Origin of the sequence: Alkalibacterium sp. AK22 (assembly GCF_000585255.1) — a bacterium.
GTDB lineage: Bacteria > Bacillota > Bacilli > Lactobacillales > Carnobacteriaceae_A > Alkalibacterium.
This window is the reverse complement of sequence record NZ_JANL01000024.1, coordinates 37,930-51,361: the sequence shown is the minus strand read 5'-3', so window position 1 is coordinate 51,361 and position 13,432 is coordinate 37,930. Positions and strand designations below refer to the sequence as shown.

Annotated in this window: 12 protein-coding genes and 1 other annotated feature; of the genes, 11 read left to right on the top strand and 1 reads right to left on the bottom strand. The window is 46.2% G+C overall.

The features are described 5' to 3' along the window. The first annotated feature begins 141 nt into the window (after window positions 1-141). A complete protein-coding gene (locus tag ADIAL_RS05285) occupies window positions 142-1,107 on the top strand; it encodes a DUF1002 domain-containing protein (RefSeq protein ID WP_034300934.1) in 966 nt (321 codons plus the stop codon). Between the two features lie 91 nt (window positions 1,108-1,198). Here ADIAL_RS05285 and tyrS read toward each other — a convergent pair whose 3' ends face one another. Continuing rightward, entirely contained in the window at window positions 1,199-2,464 is a 1,266-nt protein-coding gene (gene tyrS / locus ADIAL_RS05280) for a tyrosine--tRNA ligase (protein WP_034300932.1), read from the bottom strand. A 134-nt stretch (window positions 2,465-2,598) separates the two neighbouring features. Beyond that, window positions 2,599-2,795, bottom strand: a binding site (T-box leader). Window positions 2,796-2,985: 190 nt separating this feature from the next. Between tyrS and ADIAL_RS05270 the strand changes: the two genes are divergently transcribed. The 10 genes from ADIAL_RS05270 (at window position 2,986) to ADIAL_RS11035 (ending at window position 13,425) form a co-directional block, all read left to right on the top strand. Next, window positions 2,986-5,403, top strand: coding sequence for a glycoside hydrolase family 31 protein (locus tag ADIAL_RS05270; RefSeq protein ID WP_034300926.1), 2,418 nt, complete (start codon window positions 2,986-2,988; stop codon window positions 5,401-5,403). A 170-nt stretch (window positions 5,404-5,573) separates the two neighbouring features. Continuing rightward, entirely contained in the window at window positions 5,574-6,398 is an 825-nt protein-coding gene (locus ADIAL_RS05265; RefSeq protein ID WP_034300924.1) for a Cof-type HAD-IIB family hydrolase, read from the top strand. 109 nt (window positions 6,399-6,507) lie between these two features. Further along, window positions 6,508-8,547 (top strand): methionine--tRNA ligase, encoded by a 2,040-nt coding sequence (metG, locus tag ADIAL_RS05260; protein WP_034300922.1) that lies wholly within the window; start codon window positions 6,508-6,510, stop codon window positions 8,545-8,547. A 129-nt stretch (window positions 8,548-8,676) separates the two neighbouring features. Next, the gene (locus ADIAL_RS05255; protein WP_034301000.1) at window positions 8,677-9,447 is read left to right on the top strand and encodes a TatD family hydrolase; all 771 of its coding nucleotides are present in this window, start codon (window positions 8,677-8,679) and stop codon (window positions 9,445-9,447) included. Window positions 9,448-9,452: 5 nt separating this feature from the next. Beyond that, a complete protein-coding gene (gene rnmV, locus ADIAL_RS05250; protein WP_034300920.1) occupies window positions 9,453-10,028 on the top strand; it encodes a ribonuclease M5 in 576 nt (191 codons plus the stop codon). After that, window positions 10,015-10,914, top strand: coding sequence for a 16S rRNA (adenine(1518)-N(6)/adenine(1519)-N(6))-dimethyltransferase RsmA (gene rsmA / locus ADIAL_RS05245; protein ID WP_034300918.1), 900 nt, complete (start codon window positions 10,015-10,017; stop codon window positions 10,912-10,914). Before rnmV ends, rsmA begins: the two co-directional genes overlap by 14 nt. A gap of 288 nt (window positions 10,915-11,202) precedes the next feature. Next, complete coding sequence (thiW, locus tag ADIAL_RS05240; protein WP_034300915.1) at window positions 11,203-11,709, top strand: energy coupling factor transporter S component ThiW; 507 nt, start codon at window positions 11,203-11,205, stop codon at window positions 11,707-11,709. Window positions 11,710-11,937: 228 nt separating this feature from the next. Beyond that, window positions 11,938-12,195, top strand: a complete 258-nt coding sequence (locus ADIAL_RS05235) for a Veg family protein (RefSeq protein WP_034300913.1) — start codon at window positions 11,938-11,940, stop codon at window positions 12,193-12,195. A 179-nt stretch (window positions 12,196-12,374) separates the two neighbouring features. Then, entirely contained in the window at window positions 12,375-12,608 is a 234-nt protein-coding gene (locus ADIAL_RS05230) for a GHMP family kinase ATP-binding protein (protein WP_034300910.1), read from the top strand. 235 nt (window positions 12,609-12,843) lie between these two features. Continuing rightward, complete coding sequence (locus ADIAL_RS11035) at window positions 12,844-13,425, top strand: hypothetical protein (protein ID WP_051503736.1); 582 nt, start codon at window positions 12,844-12,846, stop codon at window positions 13,423-13,425. The last annotated feature ends 7 nt before the right edge of the window (window positions 13,426-13,432 follow it).

Below are 13,432 nucleotides of genomic sequence, written 5' to 3'. Positions count from 1 at the left end.
CCGGGCGTTTTTTGTGCTGACCTTGACCGGTTTAGCCTATCCAGGCTTTCAGCTATGTAGGCAAAAGCTTTGGAGGGTGGTATACTGTAAAAAGATCTTTATGTAAAATACTGTCTGATATATTAAAGGAGCGAAAATAACATGAGAAAATGGTTTAAACAATTGATGCTGTCCGGGCTGGCTGCTGGACTGCTGTCTGGTACCGTTGTTCAAGGAGTCCAGGCATCTGAAGGGATCGATACCAGCGTGGTCAACGAAGCCTGGGGGTTGCCGACTTTTGTCCATGGAGGCGGCTTGAACGAGGCACAAATCAGTGAAACTGCAGATCTGCTGGGTATCGATGATATGAACAATGTTGCCCGTGTGGGCGTGACGGGAGAAGACCTGCAGAATTACCTGGGCAGAGGGTCAGGTAGTACGGCTAGCATGATTTCATCTGTACTGGTTCAGCGGGAAAATGAAGGTGAAGGGGTCACCGTGATCAATGAGACACCGGACAATATCACTCAAATCACGGAAGAGCAATACACCAATGCTGCCATCACAGCTGGTGTGGAGGATGCGACGATTATGGTGGCTAGTATCCGTCCGGTTACGGGGGAAAGTGCGCTAACAGGAATTTATAAGGCGTTTGATGTCAATGGTGAGGATCTGGATCAGGATCGCATGGAAGTAGCTCAGGAAGAGCTGGAAACAACCAATCAGATTGCTCAGGAAAATGCGGATGATGAAGAATTTGAATCGACCCGCCTAGATCAGGCGATGGTTGAAATCAAACAACAGCTGGCAGAACTACGAGAACGCCAGGGCGAACTGGCTACACGCGAAGAGATCGAAGAAATCATTAATAATGCTTTGGCCAATAATGACTTGCAGACGCTAATATCTCAAGATCAAATCGACCGGCTATTGGCATTCTTCGAGCGTTACCAGCAGACGGGAGCAATCGATTCAGATCAGGTCAGACAGCAGCTGGAACAGCTGTCCGGAAACCTGCGCGACCGTTTCGGCGATGCTTGGCAGCAGGCTGAAGACAGCGGCCTCATTGATCAGGTCGGCAATTTCTTCCGTCAGTTATGGGAAGCCATTCGAGGACTCTTCAACTGAGGAAATAGAAAAGAGCAGCAGGTTAAAGTCTCTGCTTGTAAAAAACCGCCGGTCTCCTTAAGGAGACCGGCGGTTTTTCTATAGAAAGGCTTTAGGCTAAGTTGACCAAGAAGTATTTCTTTTTCCCTTTTCGGACAATGATGAAGCGGTTGTCGTAGCTGTCAGCTTCACTGACTGTATGCTCCACATCTTTGATCTGGATTCCTTTCAGTCTAATAGCGCCATTTTTGATGTCTTCGCGGGCTTGCCGCCTGGACGGTTCGATGCCGGTCAAATCGACTAGGAATTCGACCAGGTTGTGTTCACCTTTGGCCGCTTCGGATGACGGAACATCTTTGAAAGTCGAAGCAATCTGGTCTGCAGTCAACTGCTGTATGTCGCCTGAGAACAGGGCCTGGGAAATCATAATGGCCTCGTCGAGTGCCTCCTGGCTGTGAACAAAGCGGGTCATTTCTTCTGCCAAAGCTTTTTGAGCTGCACGTTTGTGTGGCTCATTTTTGACCTGTTCTTCTAGAGCATCGATTTCATCTTTAGACAAGAAAGTAAAGTATTTAAGGTATTTGACGACATCACGGTCATCCTGGTTGAACCAGAACTGGTAAAACTCATAGGGAGTCGTCTTTTCCGGATCCAGCCAGATAGCTCCGTCTGCCGATTTACCAAATTTGCTGCCGTCTGCCTTGAGAAGCAGTGGGATGGTGAGGCCGAAAGCTTTGGCTGCTGAGCCTTCTTTTTTACGGATAAGGTCCAGGCCGGCAGTAATATTGCCCCACTGATCAGATCCGCCGATTTGCAGCTGTACCTCTTCATTTTGGAAAAGGTGCAGGAAGTCGACCGACTGGATGATCTGGTAGCTGAATTCTGTAAAGGAAATGCCCGTATCCAGACGGCTAGAGACGACATCCTTGGCCAGCATAGTATTGATGTTGAACTCCTTACCGTAATCCCGCAGAAAGTCGAGAAAAGACAAGCCACTCAGCCAGTCATAGTTGTTGACCAGCCTGATGCCGGACTCGTCCGAACCGGCTTGAAACAGTTTACGCATCTGCTTGCTCAGTTTATCGGCATTAGCTTGGATCTGATCCATGGTCTGCAGGACGCGTTCAGAATGACGTCCGCTTGGATCACCAATCGAGCCGGTCCCGCCGCCAATCAAAATGACCGGTTTGTGGCCGGCTAGCTGGAAGCGTTTCAGGATCATGAAAGGGATTAAGTGTCCCACGTGCATGCTGTCGCCTGACGGATCAATCCCACAGTATAAGGCAACACTCTTTTCCTGAGTCAGTGCCTTTAATCCTTCTTCGTCTGTCTGCTGGTTGATGGCTCCGCGCCACTCCAGTTCATCTAATATATTCATGCTGATTCTCCTTTTTTATTTGTCTCTTTGGCCGTGCACACCTTAGTGGTTGAGGTTGCAGCAGGACAACGTCTGCTGTAAACCCTATGACGCTTAGCTTGCATAAAAAAAGACCCGCAGAAAGCTGTGCTTTCTGTCGGGACGAACAGTGCCGTGGTACCACCCAAATTAAAGCAGTAAAACTGCTTCGCTTATACCCATAACGCCGGGTCGCGCCTGTGAAGGCAGCTCCAAGGTGTAATTCGTCTTGTCTGATCATACAGGTTTTCACCAGCCACCTGCTCTCTATAAATAAATCAGCCAGACTACTGCGCCTGTTCATCACTCTGTTATTATATCCGTCATTATAAGTGACGCGTAGATAATAGTCAAACACAATCAAAATGTCAGCTTTCCCAAATGTCGTCTATCTGATTAAGGCTTTTGAAGTCCCCGGGTGGAAATAAATAACGCTTATCTGTGTCACTTCTTTATCGGTGTGATAATATATACATATGCATTACACGAAAGGATGATTGAGTTTGGTTAAAAAGAGAAAAGAGACATTTAAACTTGAAACACATCCTCAAGCACCTGAGGAATCGGTGATCAGATGGGAAAACTACCGGTTCACTGTCCTTACACCGGCAATGATCCGTCTGGAGTATCATCCGGATGGCTTATTTGAAGATGAAGCGACTCAGACAATTCTGAACCGGAATTTTCCGACACCTGACTTCGATTTGAAAGATACAGACGAATATATTGAAATCATCACTTCTCATGTCCACCTGATGTTTTATAAGGAAGAGGGCGGCTTTACCAAACATAATCTAAATATAGAAGCAATCGGTAATTACAGCCTGTATCACAGCACCTGGTATTTTGGCGATCGTCCTGATACTCTCAAAGGGACAGCCCGTACCCTTGACTTTGTAGATGGATCGATTGAACTGAATGAAGGTCTGATGAGCAAGAACGGCTACGCCGTTATTGATGACAGCCAGTCCATGACGCTTACGGAAGACGGTTGGGTAGAGAAACGCGAAAGTGACCGTGAACTGACCGATATGTACTTCTTGGGTTACGGAAGGGACTATTTGGGTACGTTGAAAGACTATCACTACCTGACCGGAAAGACTCCCCTGCTGCCGCGCTATGCACTGGGGAACTGGTGGAGCCGGTATTATGCGTACTCCCAGTCAGGCTATATTGAACTGATGACTGAATTTGAAAAAAGAGGGATTCCACTTTCTGTTGCTGTAATCGACATGGACTGGCATGTGACTGATGTGCCATCTGAATACGGTTCTGGTTGGACCGGCTATACGTGGAACAAGGAGCTGTTTCCCGAGCCGGAAGGATTTCTGCAGTGGCTAAGCGATCACGGTTTGCGGACAACGCTCAATCTGCACCCGGCGAATGGTGTGCAGCCTTATGAAGAAATGTATGAACCGATGGCCAAGGAACTAGGCGTCGATTATGAAAATGATGATCCAATCGAATTTGATATTGCTAATCCGGACTTTCTGGATGCCTACTTCAAGTACCTGCATCATCCACACGAAGAGTCGGGTGTAGATTTCTGGTGGATTGACTGGCAGCAGGGAAGTGTCACAAAAGTGGAAGGTCTGGATCCTTTGTGGATGTTGAACCACTATCATTTCCTGGACCACGGCCGAAATGGCAATCGTCCATTGATTTTTTCTCGCTATGCAGGACTAGGATCTCATCGTTATCCAATTGGCTTTTCAGGAGATACGGCAGCGACCTGGGATTCGCTTGATTTCCAGCCTTACTTTACATCGACAGCTTCCAATGTTGGCTACAGCTGGTGGAGTCATGATATCGGCGGGCACATGGGGGGCGTCAAGGACAATGAGCTGTTTGTCCGCTGGGTCCAGTTTGGTGTTTTCTCGCCGATTCACCGTTTGCACAGTCAAGACGGGGAATTTAGCGGCAAGGCGCCATGGCGGTACGGACAGAAGGCTGAACGCATTGTAACAGATTTCATGCGCCTGAGACATCGGATGATTCCTTACCTTTATACGATGAATGTGCTCAATCATGTGGATGATTATCCACTTGTCCGTCCGATGTATTATCATTATCCGTGGAAAGAAGAAGCCTATGATGTGCCGAATCAGTATTATTTTGGTACTCAAATGATTGTTGCACCCATCACTTCACCGACAATAACCGACTTGCGTCTGGGTAAAGTCAAAGTCTGGTTGCCTGAAGGCAAGTGGTATGACTTTTTCAATAACCGACTGTATGAAGGAGACCGGATGATTGATGTTTTCCGTCCGCTGTCGACTTTCCCGGTCTTTGTAAAAGCTGGGGGGATCTTGCCGCTTGACCAGAACCACCGTAATCATACTGACAATCCTGCAGCGATGGAAATTAAGGTATATGCTGGAGAAGACGGCAGCTTCTCTCTTTATGAAGATGACGGACTGGGGCAGGGAAGCGAGCAAGTCACAACTAAACTGTCCTTTAAATGGAATGAATATGTTGATCAGTGGGCTGTTTTGCATATCCAGGCTCCGGAAGGCAATACCGATGTTCTGCCTGACAAGCGCCAGTTCAACCTGTCTCTGGTCGGCTTTAAGTGTCAGGATATGCCTGAAGTATACGCTAATGATCAAATCCTGGACTATGAGATTTCAAAAGACGGCAAGGAGACCCGGCTTGTCATTCCTGAACAGCCGATTGACACGACGTACACTATTAATTTTAAAGGTGTAAAAGTGAAGAAAAATGACATGCATGCAGAACTTTTCAGCTTTCTTGACCGGGCACAGTTGCCAGCCAGTCTGAAAGAGAAGGTTTATCATACAATCGTCAAAGGGAAGACCAGTGCCCGTGTGATCAGTGCCCTCTTGGCACTGGATCTGGATCCGGATCTGATGGATGCTATCAGTGAAATCGTCTGGGCAAACCCTGATGACGTAGCCTGACAGTTGATGTCAACCGACTAACTGAATAACAGAAAAGGGGAAGAATAAAAATTGCGTTCATCGGCTTATATGCCGATGAACCCGGTTTGGATTTCTTTCCTTTTTCATATATGCAAGAAGCGAATCATGATACAATAACAAATATGTGGAAAAGAGTGTGAGCAGTTTACATGACAAAAATAGTGTTTTTTGACATTGACGGAACATTGGTAACAAAATATAATACGATCCCACAGTCTACCAAAGAAGCAATCCGCAAACTCAAGACTAACGGACACATCCCGGTTATTGCAACCGGCAGAGCACCGCTTCTTATCGAAGAAATCCGAAAGGAACTTGAAATTGACAGCTACATTGCAATGAACGGCCAGCTGGTCGTGCATAAAGGCGATGTGATTTTTCATAACCCGATTGACAAGCAGACGGTCGACCGGCTGACGGCCAAGGCTGTTGAGCGCAGTAATGGAATTATTTTGTGTGGGGGCAAGGATATTTATAGCAACTCAATCGTTTCCTTGGCCAAGCGTAGCTCAGTATGGACAATCCTTAAGGGGATCGGGAAAATCGTACCCGGTCATATGCAGCTGTCTCTATTCAAACGGCTAATCCGCAAGCCACCTAATCCCAATAAATATGCCGGGAAGCCGATTTATCAGGTGATACTGGAAACAACGATAGACGAAGAGAAAGCTTACAAAGAAGAATTCAAAGATCTGCATTTTGCCCGGTCCAATACTTATACCGTGGACGTCATCAGCCAAGGGATTTCCAAGGCAGTCGGGATTCAGAAGTTTCTGGAAGTTAACGGCTATGAGCAGAGCCAGACTTTTGGTTTCGGGGACAGTCCCAATGATCTGGAAATGCTGCAGTATGTTGAAGTGGGAGTCGCCATGGGCAACGGCTGGGATGAAATCAAGGAAATTGCTGATCATGTCGCTGAATCTGTGCATGAGGATGGCATTCACAAGGCACTTAAGCATTTTAATATCATCTGAGAAGGAAGCTGAACTTTTTAGACTATTCAAGCTGTGCTATAATAAGGCAGTATGACTTTCGCTTTTAAAGAGTGAATGAGCGAGCAAATGACAAAAGGAGGACATGCAGTTGTCTGAAGCAAATGCATTTTATATAACTACCCCTATTTATTACCCAAGTGGAAACCTGCATATCGGCAATGCGTATACAACCATTGCCTGTGATGTGCTGGCCAGGTACAAGCGCCTGAAAGGGTTCGATACTTTTTACCTGACTGGGACAGACGAGCATGGTCAGAAGATTGAGAAGAAAGCGCTCGAAAAAAATCAGACACCGCAGCAGTATGTCGATGAAATGGCGGAAGGGATCCAGTCGCTCTGGAAAACGCTGGATATCTCTAATGACCAGTTTATCCGGACAACGCAGCCGGAACACAAAACGGTTGTAGCTAAAATATTTGAAAAGCTTCTGGATCAGGGAGATATCTATCTCGGAGACTATGCCGGCTGGTATTCAGTTTCCGATGAAGAATTCTTTACGGAGACCCAGCTGACAGAGGTCTTTAAAGATGCTGACGGCAATATTACTGGCGGGATCGCACCGAGTGGACATGAAGTCGAATGGGTCAAGGAAGAATCTTACTTTTTCCGCATGAGCAAATATGCAGATCGCCTGCTGCAGTACTATGAGGAGCATCCGGAATTTATTCAGCCCGAGTCCCGTAAAAAAGAAATGGTCAATAACTTTATCAAGCCGGGACTGGAAGATCTGGCAGTCTCCCGGACGACCTTTGACTGGGGCGTATCAGTCCCGTCTAATCCCAAGCACGTAGTCTATGTCTGGATAGACGCTTTGACCAACTACATTACGGCTCTAGGTTATGATCCTGACCTAGGAGGCTTTGACCAGCAGCCGGAGGCTTTCAGAAAATACTGGCCGGCCGATGTGCACATGGTTGGTAAGGAAATCGTCCGCTTCCATACTATCTACTGGCCGATTCTGCTGATGGCTTTAGATCTTCCATTGCCTGAGCAGGTTTTTGGCCATGGCTGGCTGCTGATGAAAGACGGAAAAATGTCTAAATCCAAAGGGAATGTCATTTATCCTGAAAAACTGGTTGAGCGTTACGGCGTCGACGCGGTTCGCTACTATCTAATGAGAGAAGTAACGTTCGGCAGTGACGGTGTCTTTACCCCTGAGGATTTTGTATCTCGGATCAATTATGATCTGGCGAATGACCTGGGTAATCTGCTCAACCGTACGGTTGCTATGATGAACAAGTATTTCAAGGGAGACATTCCTGAATACAAGGGAGATGTCACGGCTTTTGACGAGTCGCTCAGGCTACAGGCACTGGAAACAGTCACTGAGTACGAGCAGAATATGGAGCAGATGCAGTTCAGTTCCGCTCTTCAGTCAGTCTGGAAACTCGTTTCCCGTACAAACAAGTATATCGATGAAACCACGCCTTGGATGCTAGCGAAGGATGAAGACAATAAAGAACAGCTGCAGAGCGTTATGCTTCATCTCGCAGAAAGTCTGCGGGTTGTGGCAGTCTTGCTTCAGCCGATCCTGCTGCATACAGCAACGGCTATGGCTGATCAGCTTGGCTTAGAGGCAGGTGATTTGTCCTTCGACAAGGTGACATTTGGCCAGTTCCCTGAAAATCGCAAGGTTGCGTCCAAAGGGCAGCCGATTTTCCCCCGCCTAGATGTGAAAGCTGAAGTGGCAGAGATTCAAAGCTGGATGGCCGATACACAGGGCAGTGCCAGTGAAGAAGCTGAAGAGGTCAGTTTTGATCCTGAAGATACAGAGCTGACATCGGTAAAGGATAAAGCCATTAAATACGATGATTTTGATAAAATAGAGCTGAAGGTTGCTGAAGTTATATCTGTCAGCAAAGTCGAGAATGCAGATAAACTATTGAAATTCCGTCTGGATGCTGGAGATGTCGGCGGACACCGTCAAATCCTGTCGGGCGTTGCGGCCTTTTATCCGGAACCTGATGAGCTAGTCGGCAAAAAAGTCGTCATTGTCGCCAACCTTAAACCGAGAAAAATGCGTGGTGAAATCAGCCAAGGCATGATCCTGTCGGCTGAAGATACAGAAGGTCATTTGTCGATTGTTGAAGCACCACAGGGGATGCCTAATGGATCGGGTATTGCTTAAGCTGCCTGTTTGTCTGATTCCAATAAGGAGAGAGCGTTCATCGTTCTTTCTTTATTGGAATTTTTTTAACCGATAGTGTATTCTGAACAGGATGAAGCAGGCAAAGATACAGGAAAGGAACATTCAAGCATGTTATTTGATACGCATACACATATAAACGTAAATAAGTTCAAGGGAGAAGAGGATGAGGTCATTGCGCGTGCTCAAGCTAGTGGAGTAAGCCGGATGGCTCTGGTTGGCTTTGATCATCCAACGATTGATAAGGCCTTTGAGCTGGCACACGCCCATGAGGGGCTGTATACAATCATTGGCTGGCACCCGACAGAAGCAGGAAGCTATACGGATAAGATTGAAGCAGAACTGAGGGAGCAGTTATCGGATGAAACGGTCGTGGCAATGGGAGAAATGGGACTGGATTATTACTGGGATACGGCACCTAAGTCTGTCCAGCAGGATGTTTTCCGTCGTCAGATTCGAGTAGCTAAAGAATTGAAGCTTCCCATCAGTATCCATAACCGGGATGCGACAGAAGATACCTACAAAATTTTGAAAGAAGAGCACGCCGGGGATACAGGCGGCATCATGCACAGCTTCAATCTGGATACCTACTGGATGGAGAAGTTTCTGGACCTGAATATGCATGTATCATTTAGTGGGGTCGTAACCTTTAAAAATGCCCAGGAAGTGAAAGAAGCAGCCTGTCGAGCTCCGGAAGATCGGCTGCTGATCGAGACAGACGCGCCTTACCTAGCACCCATGCCTAACCGCGGCAAACGAAATGAACCGGCCTACGTCAAGTATGTCGCAGAAGAAATTGCCCGACTGAAAGACCAGTCTTACGAAGCAGTAGCCAAGCAGACAACAGCCAACGCCCTGAAACTGTTCGGGCTGAAGGAGTAAAAGGAATGGAGAAAATTAAAGAAGTCATTGTTGTTGAGGGCAAGGATGACACCAGGCGGCTGGCTTTAGCAGTTGAATGTGACACAATTGAAACAAACGGTTCTGCCATCGACCAGGCGATACTGGATCAGGTTCAACGGGCACAGGAAGAACGGGGTGTGATCGTATTTACAGATCCGGATGGCCCAGGCGAACAGATCCGGAAAATCATTTCCCGGGCTGTTCCGGGTGTAAAACACGCTTTTCTCACAAAAGAGGAAGCCCGTCGAATCAACCGCACTAAGGAAAGTATCGGAATCGAACATGCCTCACCGGCGGTGATTTGTCAGGCACTGAGCCGTGTTTCGGAAGAAAAGCTTGATCAGGAGCCGACAGTTAGTAAGGCTTTTCTAATTCGTCAAGGCCTGATTGGCACACCGAAAGCAGCGGCCCTTAGAGAACAGCTGGGGAACCAGCTGCGTATCGGCTATACTAATGGCAAGCAGCTGGAGAAAAGGCTGAATATGTTTGGAATCAGTGAAAAAGAAGTCAGTAAGGCTATGACTCAAATTAGAAAGGAAACACCACATGACAGGCTATAAAGACATCGCAACACCTCTACGTACCAAGGAAATCCTGAACAAATACGGCTTATCAGCCAAGAAAAGTCTGGGACAAAATTTTATTATCGATACCAATATACTGGAAAAGATTGTTTTAGCTGGTCAAATCAGCGCGCGTACGACCGTTATCGAGGTCGGTCCTGGTATTGGTGCGCTGACTGAACAACTGGCGAAAAAAGCCGGAAAAGTTCTCGCATTTGAAATCGACGATCGCCTTCTCCCAGTACTAAAGGATACACTCTCACCCTATGATAATATTGAGATAATTCATTCAGATGTACTCAAAGTGGATCTGCCAGCTTTTGCAGAGAAGCATCTGGCAGAAGCAGAAGAAGTGGTTCTGGTGGCGAACTTACCTTATTATATTACCACGCCCATCATTATGAACTTTCTGGAAGCGGGCCTGGCTATCGACCGGATGGTTCTGATGATGCAAAAAGAAGTGGCCAGCCGTATATCTGCTCAGCCAGGAACCAAAGCATACGGGTCGCTTTCCGTCGCGGTTCAGTATTACATGGATGCAGAAGTCGCTTTTTCAGTACCTAAAACAGTTTTCATGCCTCAACCGAATGTAGAATCTGCCATTATCCGCTTACGTGAAAAGCAAAGCAAACCTGTTGAGCTTTCAGATGAAGCTTTCTTTTTCAGACTTGTTCGCTCTGCTTTTGTCCAGAGACGCAAGACCTTATGGAACAACCTCTTGGTCGCCTTCGGCAAGGAAGAGCAGACGAAAACACTTCTTGAACAGGCGCTCACAGAGGCGGATATCGATCCTAAACGTCGGGGAGAGACCCTTGCGATTGAAGAGTTTGCTGCTTTGGCCAATATACTTGTCGCACTGAATGTGTCTTTCAAGGACCGGTAAGCAGTAATTAAAACCCTATGGACTAAGCCCGAAAGAGTTACTGTTGGCTGAAAAGTCATGAGTCGTCCGGAAAATGGCTAATAAGCCTGAAGCCCCAGCAGATTACACTGATTTGACACGACCAGAACCGGATGATACCGGCGGAGGCATCGGGAGGGGAGTCAGAACAGTCAGATGCCGTAAAATATTGATAGGGTCTGTAAGCCGTTCTGTAACAGCCCTCTACTTTTTGACTCCGTTTAGGCACCAGTATCCAAAATGGAGTTTTTATACGGAAGGAAGATATTTATGAAAACACGATCACTCGTCTTTACTGCTTTGTGCATCGCCATTGGCTACATTGGAAGCAGTCTGATTATTATCCCGCTTGGTTTTGTTCGTGCGGCTCCTTTTCAGCACTTCATGAACATTATCGTCAGCTTTTTGCTTGGTCCTTGGTACAGCATGGCTCAGGCTTTTGGAGTCTCATTGCTCAGAAATATGACCGGTACGGGCTCACTTCTGGCTTTCCCGGGAAGTATGATTGGGGCTTTTCTGTCCGGCTATCTTTTCAAAAAAAGCAGAAAATTTTCTCTTCTTGCCTTAGGTGAAATAATAGGAAGCGGACTTTTCGGTGCCTTGGCAAGCTATCCTTTGGCACGTCTGTTTTTAAGTCCAGATGCTGCCTTATTCGGCTTTGTCCCAGTCTTTTTTTTCAGCGCACTTTTAGGGGCTCTGGGAGGCATTACCCTAGCTTATCAGCTCAAAGACCGCCAGGCATTCAGCCGTCTGCTTGAAGACAAGCACAAATCGTAAAAGCTGTTATATAATAACGGTTGAAACACGAACGTTGCTTTTTTGAGCCTTAATGTATGATGAGGATGAACAAGAGGGATAACTATGTCATTCTTTTCGTTGCAGCGTTTTTAAAGCTTATTTTCTTTTAATCTTTACAGAAAATCCTATCTTTCTTTACAAATCAAGGTTTGAATTTTCGGGTTTTTGTGTTATAGTATATGTAACACTTTGTGAGGTGAATCGAAAATGCCAACTACTTTAGCGAGCATCAAGAAAACCTTGGACAGTCAAATCGGAAACGAGATCAGGCTGATTGCCCAAGTCGGAAGAAAGAAGACGACAGAACGCAAAGGAATACTGACTGAAACTTATCCCGCTGTTTTTATCGTGGAACTGGATCAGGAAGAGAATGCAGTGGAAAGAGTGTCATACAGCTACACTGATGTACTGACAAACTCAGTGGCAATCATGTTTGATGAGGAAAAAGAAGCAGTAATGAACTAAAATATCGGCCGGTAGTATAATGTCACATTATGCTACTTTTTTTATGCGCTCAAAACTGGATAAATTAAACGTGTTAAGTCTGCTCTCATTAACATGACAGTTTTGGCAGGGGTTATCTTTTTTAATCTGGCTAATCTGTTTTAAAATAAAGACACATTTCAAGGCAAAGGAGGAGAGCGATGGAAGTTTACGAGAAAGACTCAGCTAAAGTCAATGTCTGTCTGAATGTTTTAGGAAAAAGAACAGACAATTTTTATGAAATGGAAATGCTTATGACTCCGGTCGACTTAGCTGACTTGCTGAGGCAGTCATCTGATGTCAGTTGTGGAGCAGACATATATATTGAAAAGAATATACCTATTGCTGCAGGACTCGGAGACGGAAGTAGTGAACGGCTTGAAGGGGTTTTGTGAGGAAGTTTATCTGGTCCGCACAATATAAGAACTCAAGAATGTAAAGTCGACTTAGAGGTCCGACTTTTTTTGTAGGGCTCATGGGTCTAGAAACGCCGAGTGCAAGTCAGGATACAGTTTTAGCAGAGCAAAACTGATTTTTTAGACTTTGCTGTTGACAAGGCAAGCCGGGGCATGGTTTAATGTAAACCGTAAAGATTACGATTTGTATCGAAAAGTAATGGAGGAGATAGTAATGAATAGCAAATGGATCAAGTTATCAAGCGTAGCCCTGCTTAGCCTGTACTTAGCAGCATGTGATGCAGCAGAAGAAGAAACAGCGGATGAGGAAACTGTAGAGGTAGTGGATGACTCTTCAGAAGCGGACGACCATGATCATGACGACGAAGATCACGACCATGATCATGACGACGAAGATCACGACCACGATCATGACGACGAAGATCACGACCACGATCATGACGATGAAGATCACGACCACGATCACGACGACGAAGATCATGACCATGATCATGCGCACGGCGAGGCTGATGTGCAGGAAACTGTTGAAATCGAAGGAATCTCTCACCACTATCATACAGGTGAACTAGTTGAGTGGACTGCTGTCATTGAAGATGACAATGGATATGATGACTGGCACTGGTACATGAGAGCGGATGACTCTGCGGACTGGGAAATGATTTCCGGACAGCATAGCGAAGAACTGGTCTTTGAAGCACCAGAAGAATCAATGGAAATTAAAGCAGTACTATATGATGATGCACATGATGCCTTTGCCCAGTCAGCAGCCGTTGAATTGGAAGTAGACAATCATTAAGCATTTG

Excerpts from the sequence above, each read along its gene's own strand:
- ADIAL_RS05235 (WP_034300913.1), top strand. The coding sequence starts at position 11,938 with ATGCCAACTACTTTAGCGAGCATCAAGAAAACCTTGGACAGTCAAATC.
- ADIAL_RS11035 (WP_051503736.1), top strand. The coding sequence starts at position 12,844 with ATGAATAGCAAATGGATCAAGTTATCAAGCGTAGCCCTGCTTAGCCTG.
- ADIAL_RS05265 (WP_034300924.1), top strand. The coding sequence starts at position 5,574 with ATGACAAAAATAGTGTTTTTTGACATTGACGGAACATTGGTAACAAAA.
- thiW (WP_034300915.1), top strand. The coding sequence starts at position 11,203 with ATGAAAACACGATCACTCGTCTTTACTGCTTTGTGCATCGCCATTGGC.
- rsmA (WP_034300918.1), top strand. The coding sequence starts at position 10,015 with ATGACAGGCTATAAAGACATCGCAACACCTCTACGTACCAAGGAAATC.
- tyrS (WP_034300932.1), bottom strand. The coding sequence starts at position 2,464 with ATGAATATATTAGATGAACTGGAGTGGCGCGGAGCCATCAACCAGCAG.
- ADIAL_RS05230 (WP_034300910.1), top strand. The coding sequence starts at position 12,375 with ATGGAAGTTTACGAGAAAGACTCAGCTAAAGTCAATGTCTGTCTGAAT.
- ADIAL_RS05255 (WP_034301000.1), top strand. The coding sequence starts at position 8,677 with ATGTTATTTGATACGCATACACATATAAACGTAAATAAGTTCAAGGGA.
- ADIAL_RS05285 (WP_034300934.1), top strand. The coding sequence starts at position 142 with ATGAGAAAATGGTTTAAACAATTGATGCTGTCCGGGCTGGCTGCTGGA.
- rnmV (WP_034300920.1), top strand. The coding sequence starts at position 9,453 with ATGGAGAAAATTAAAGAAGTCATTGTTGTTGAGGGCAAGGATGACACC.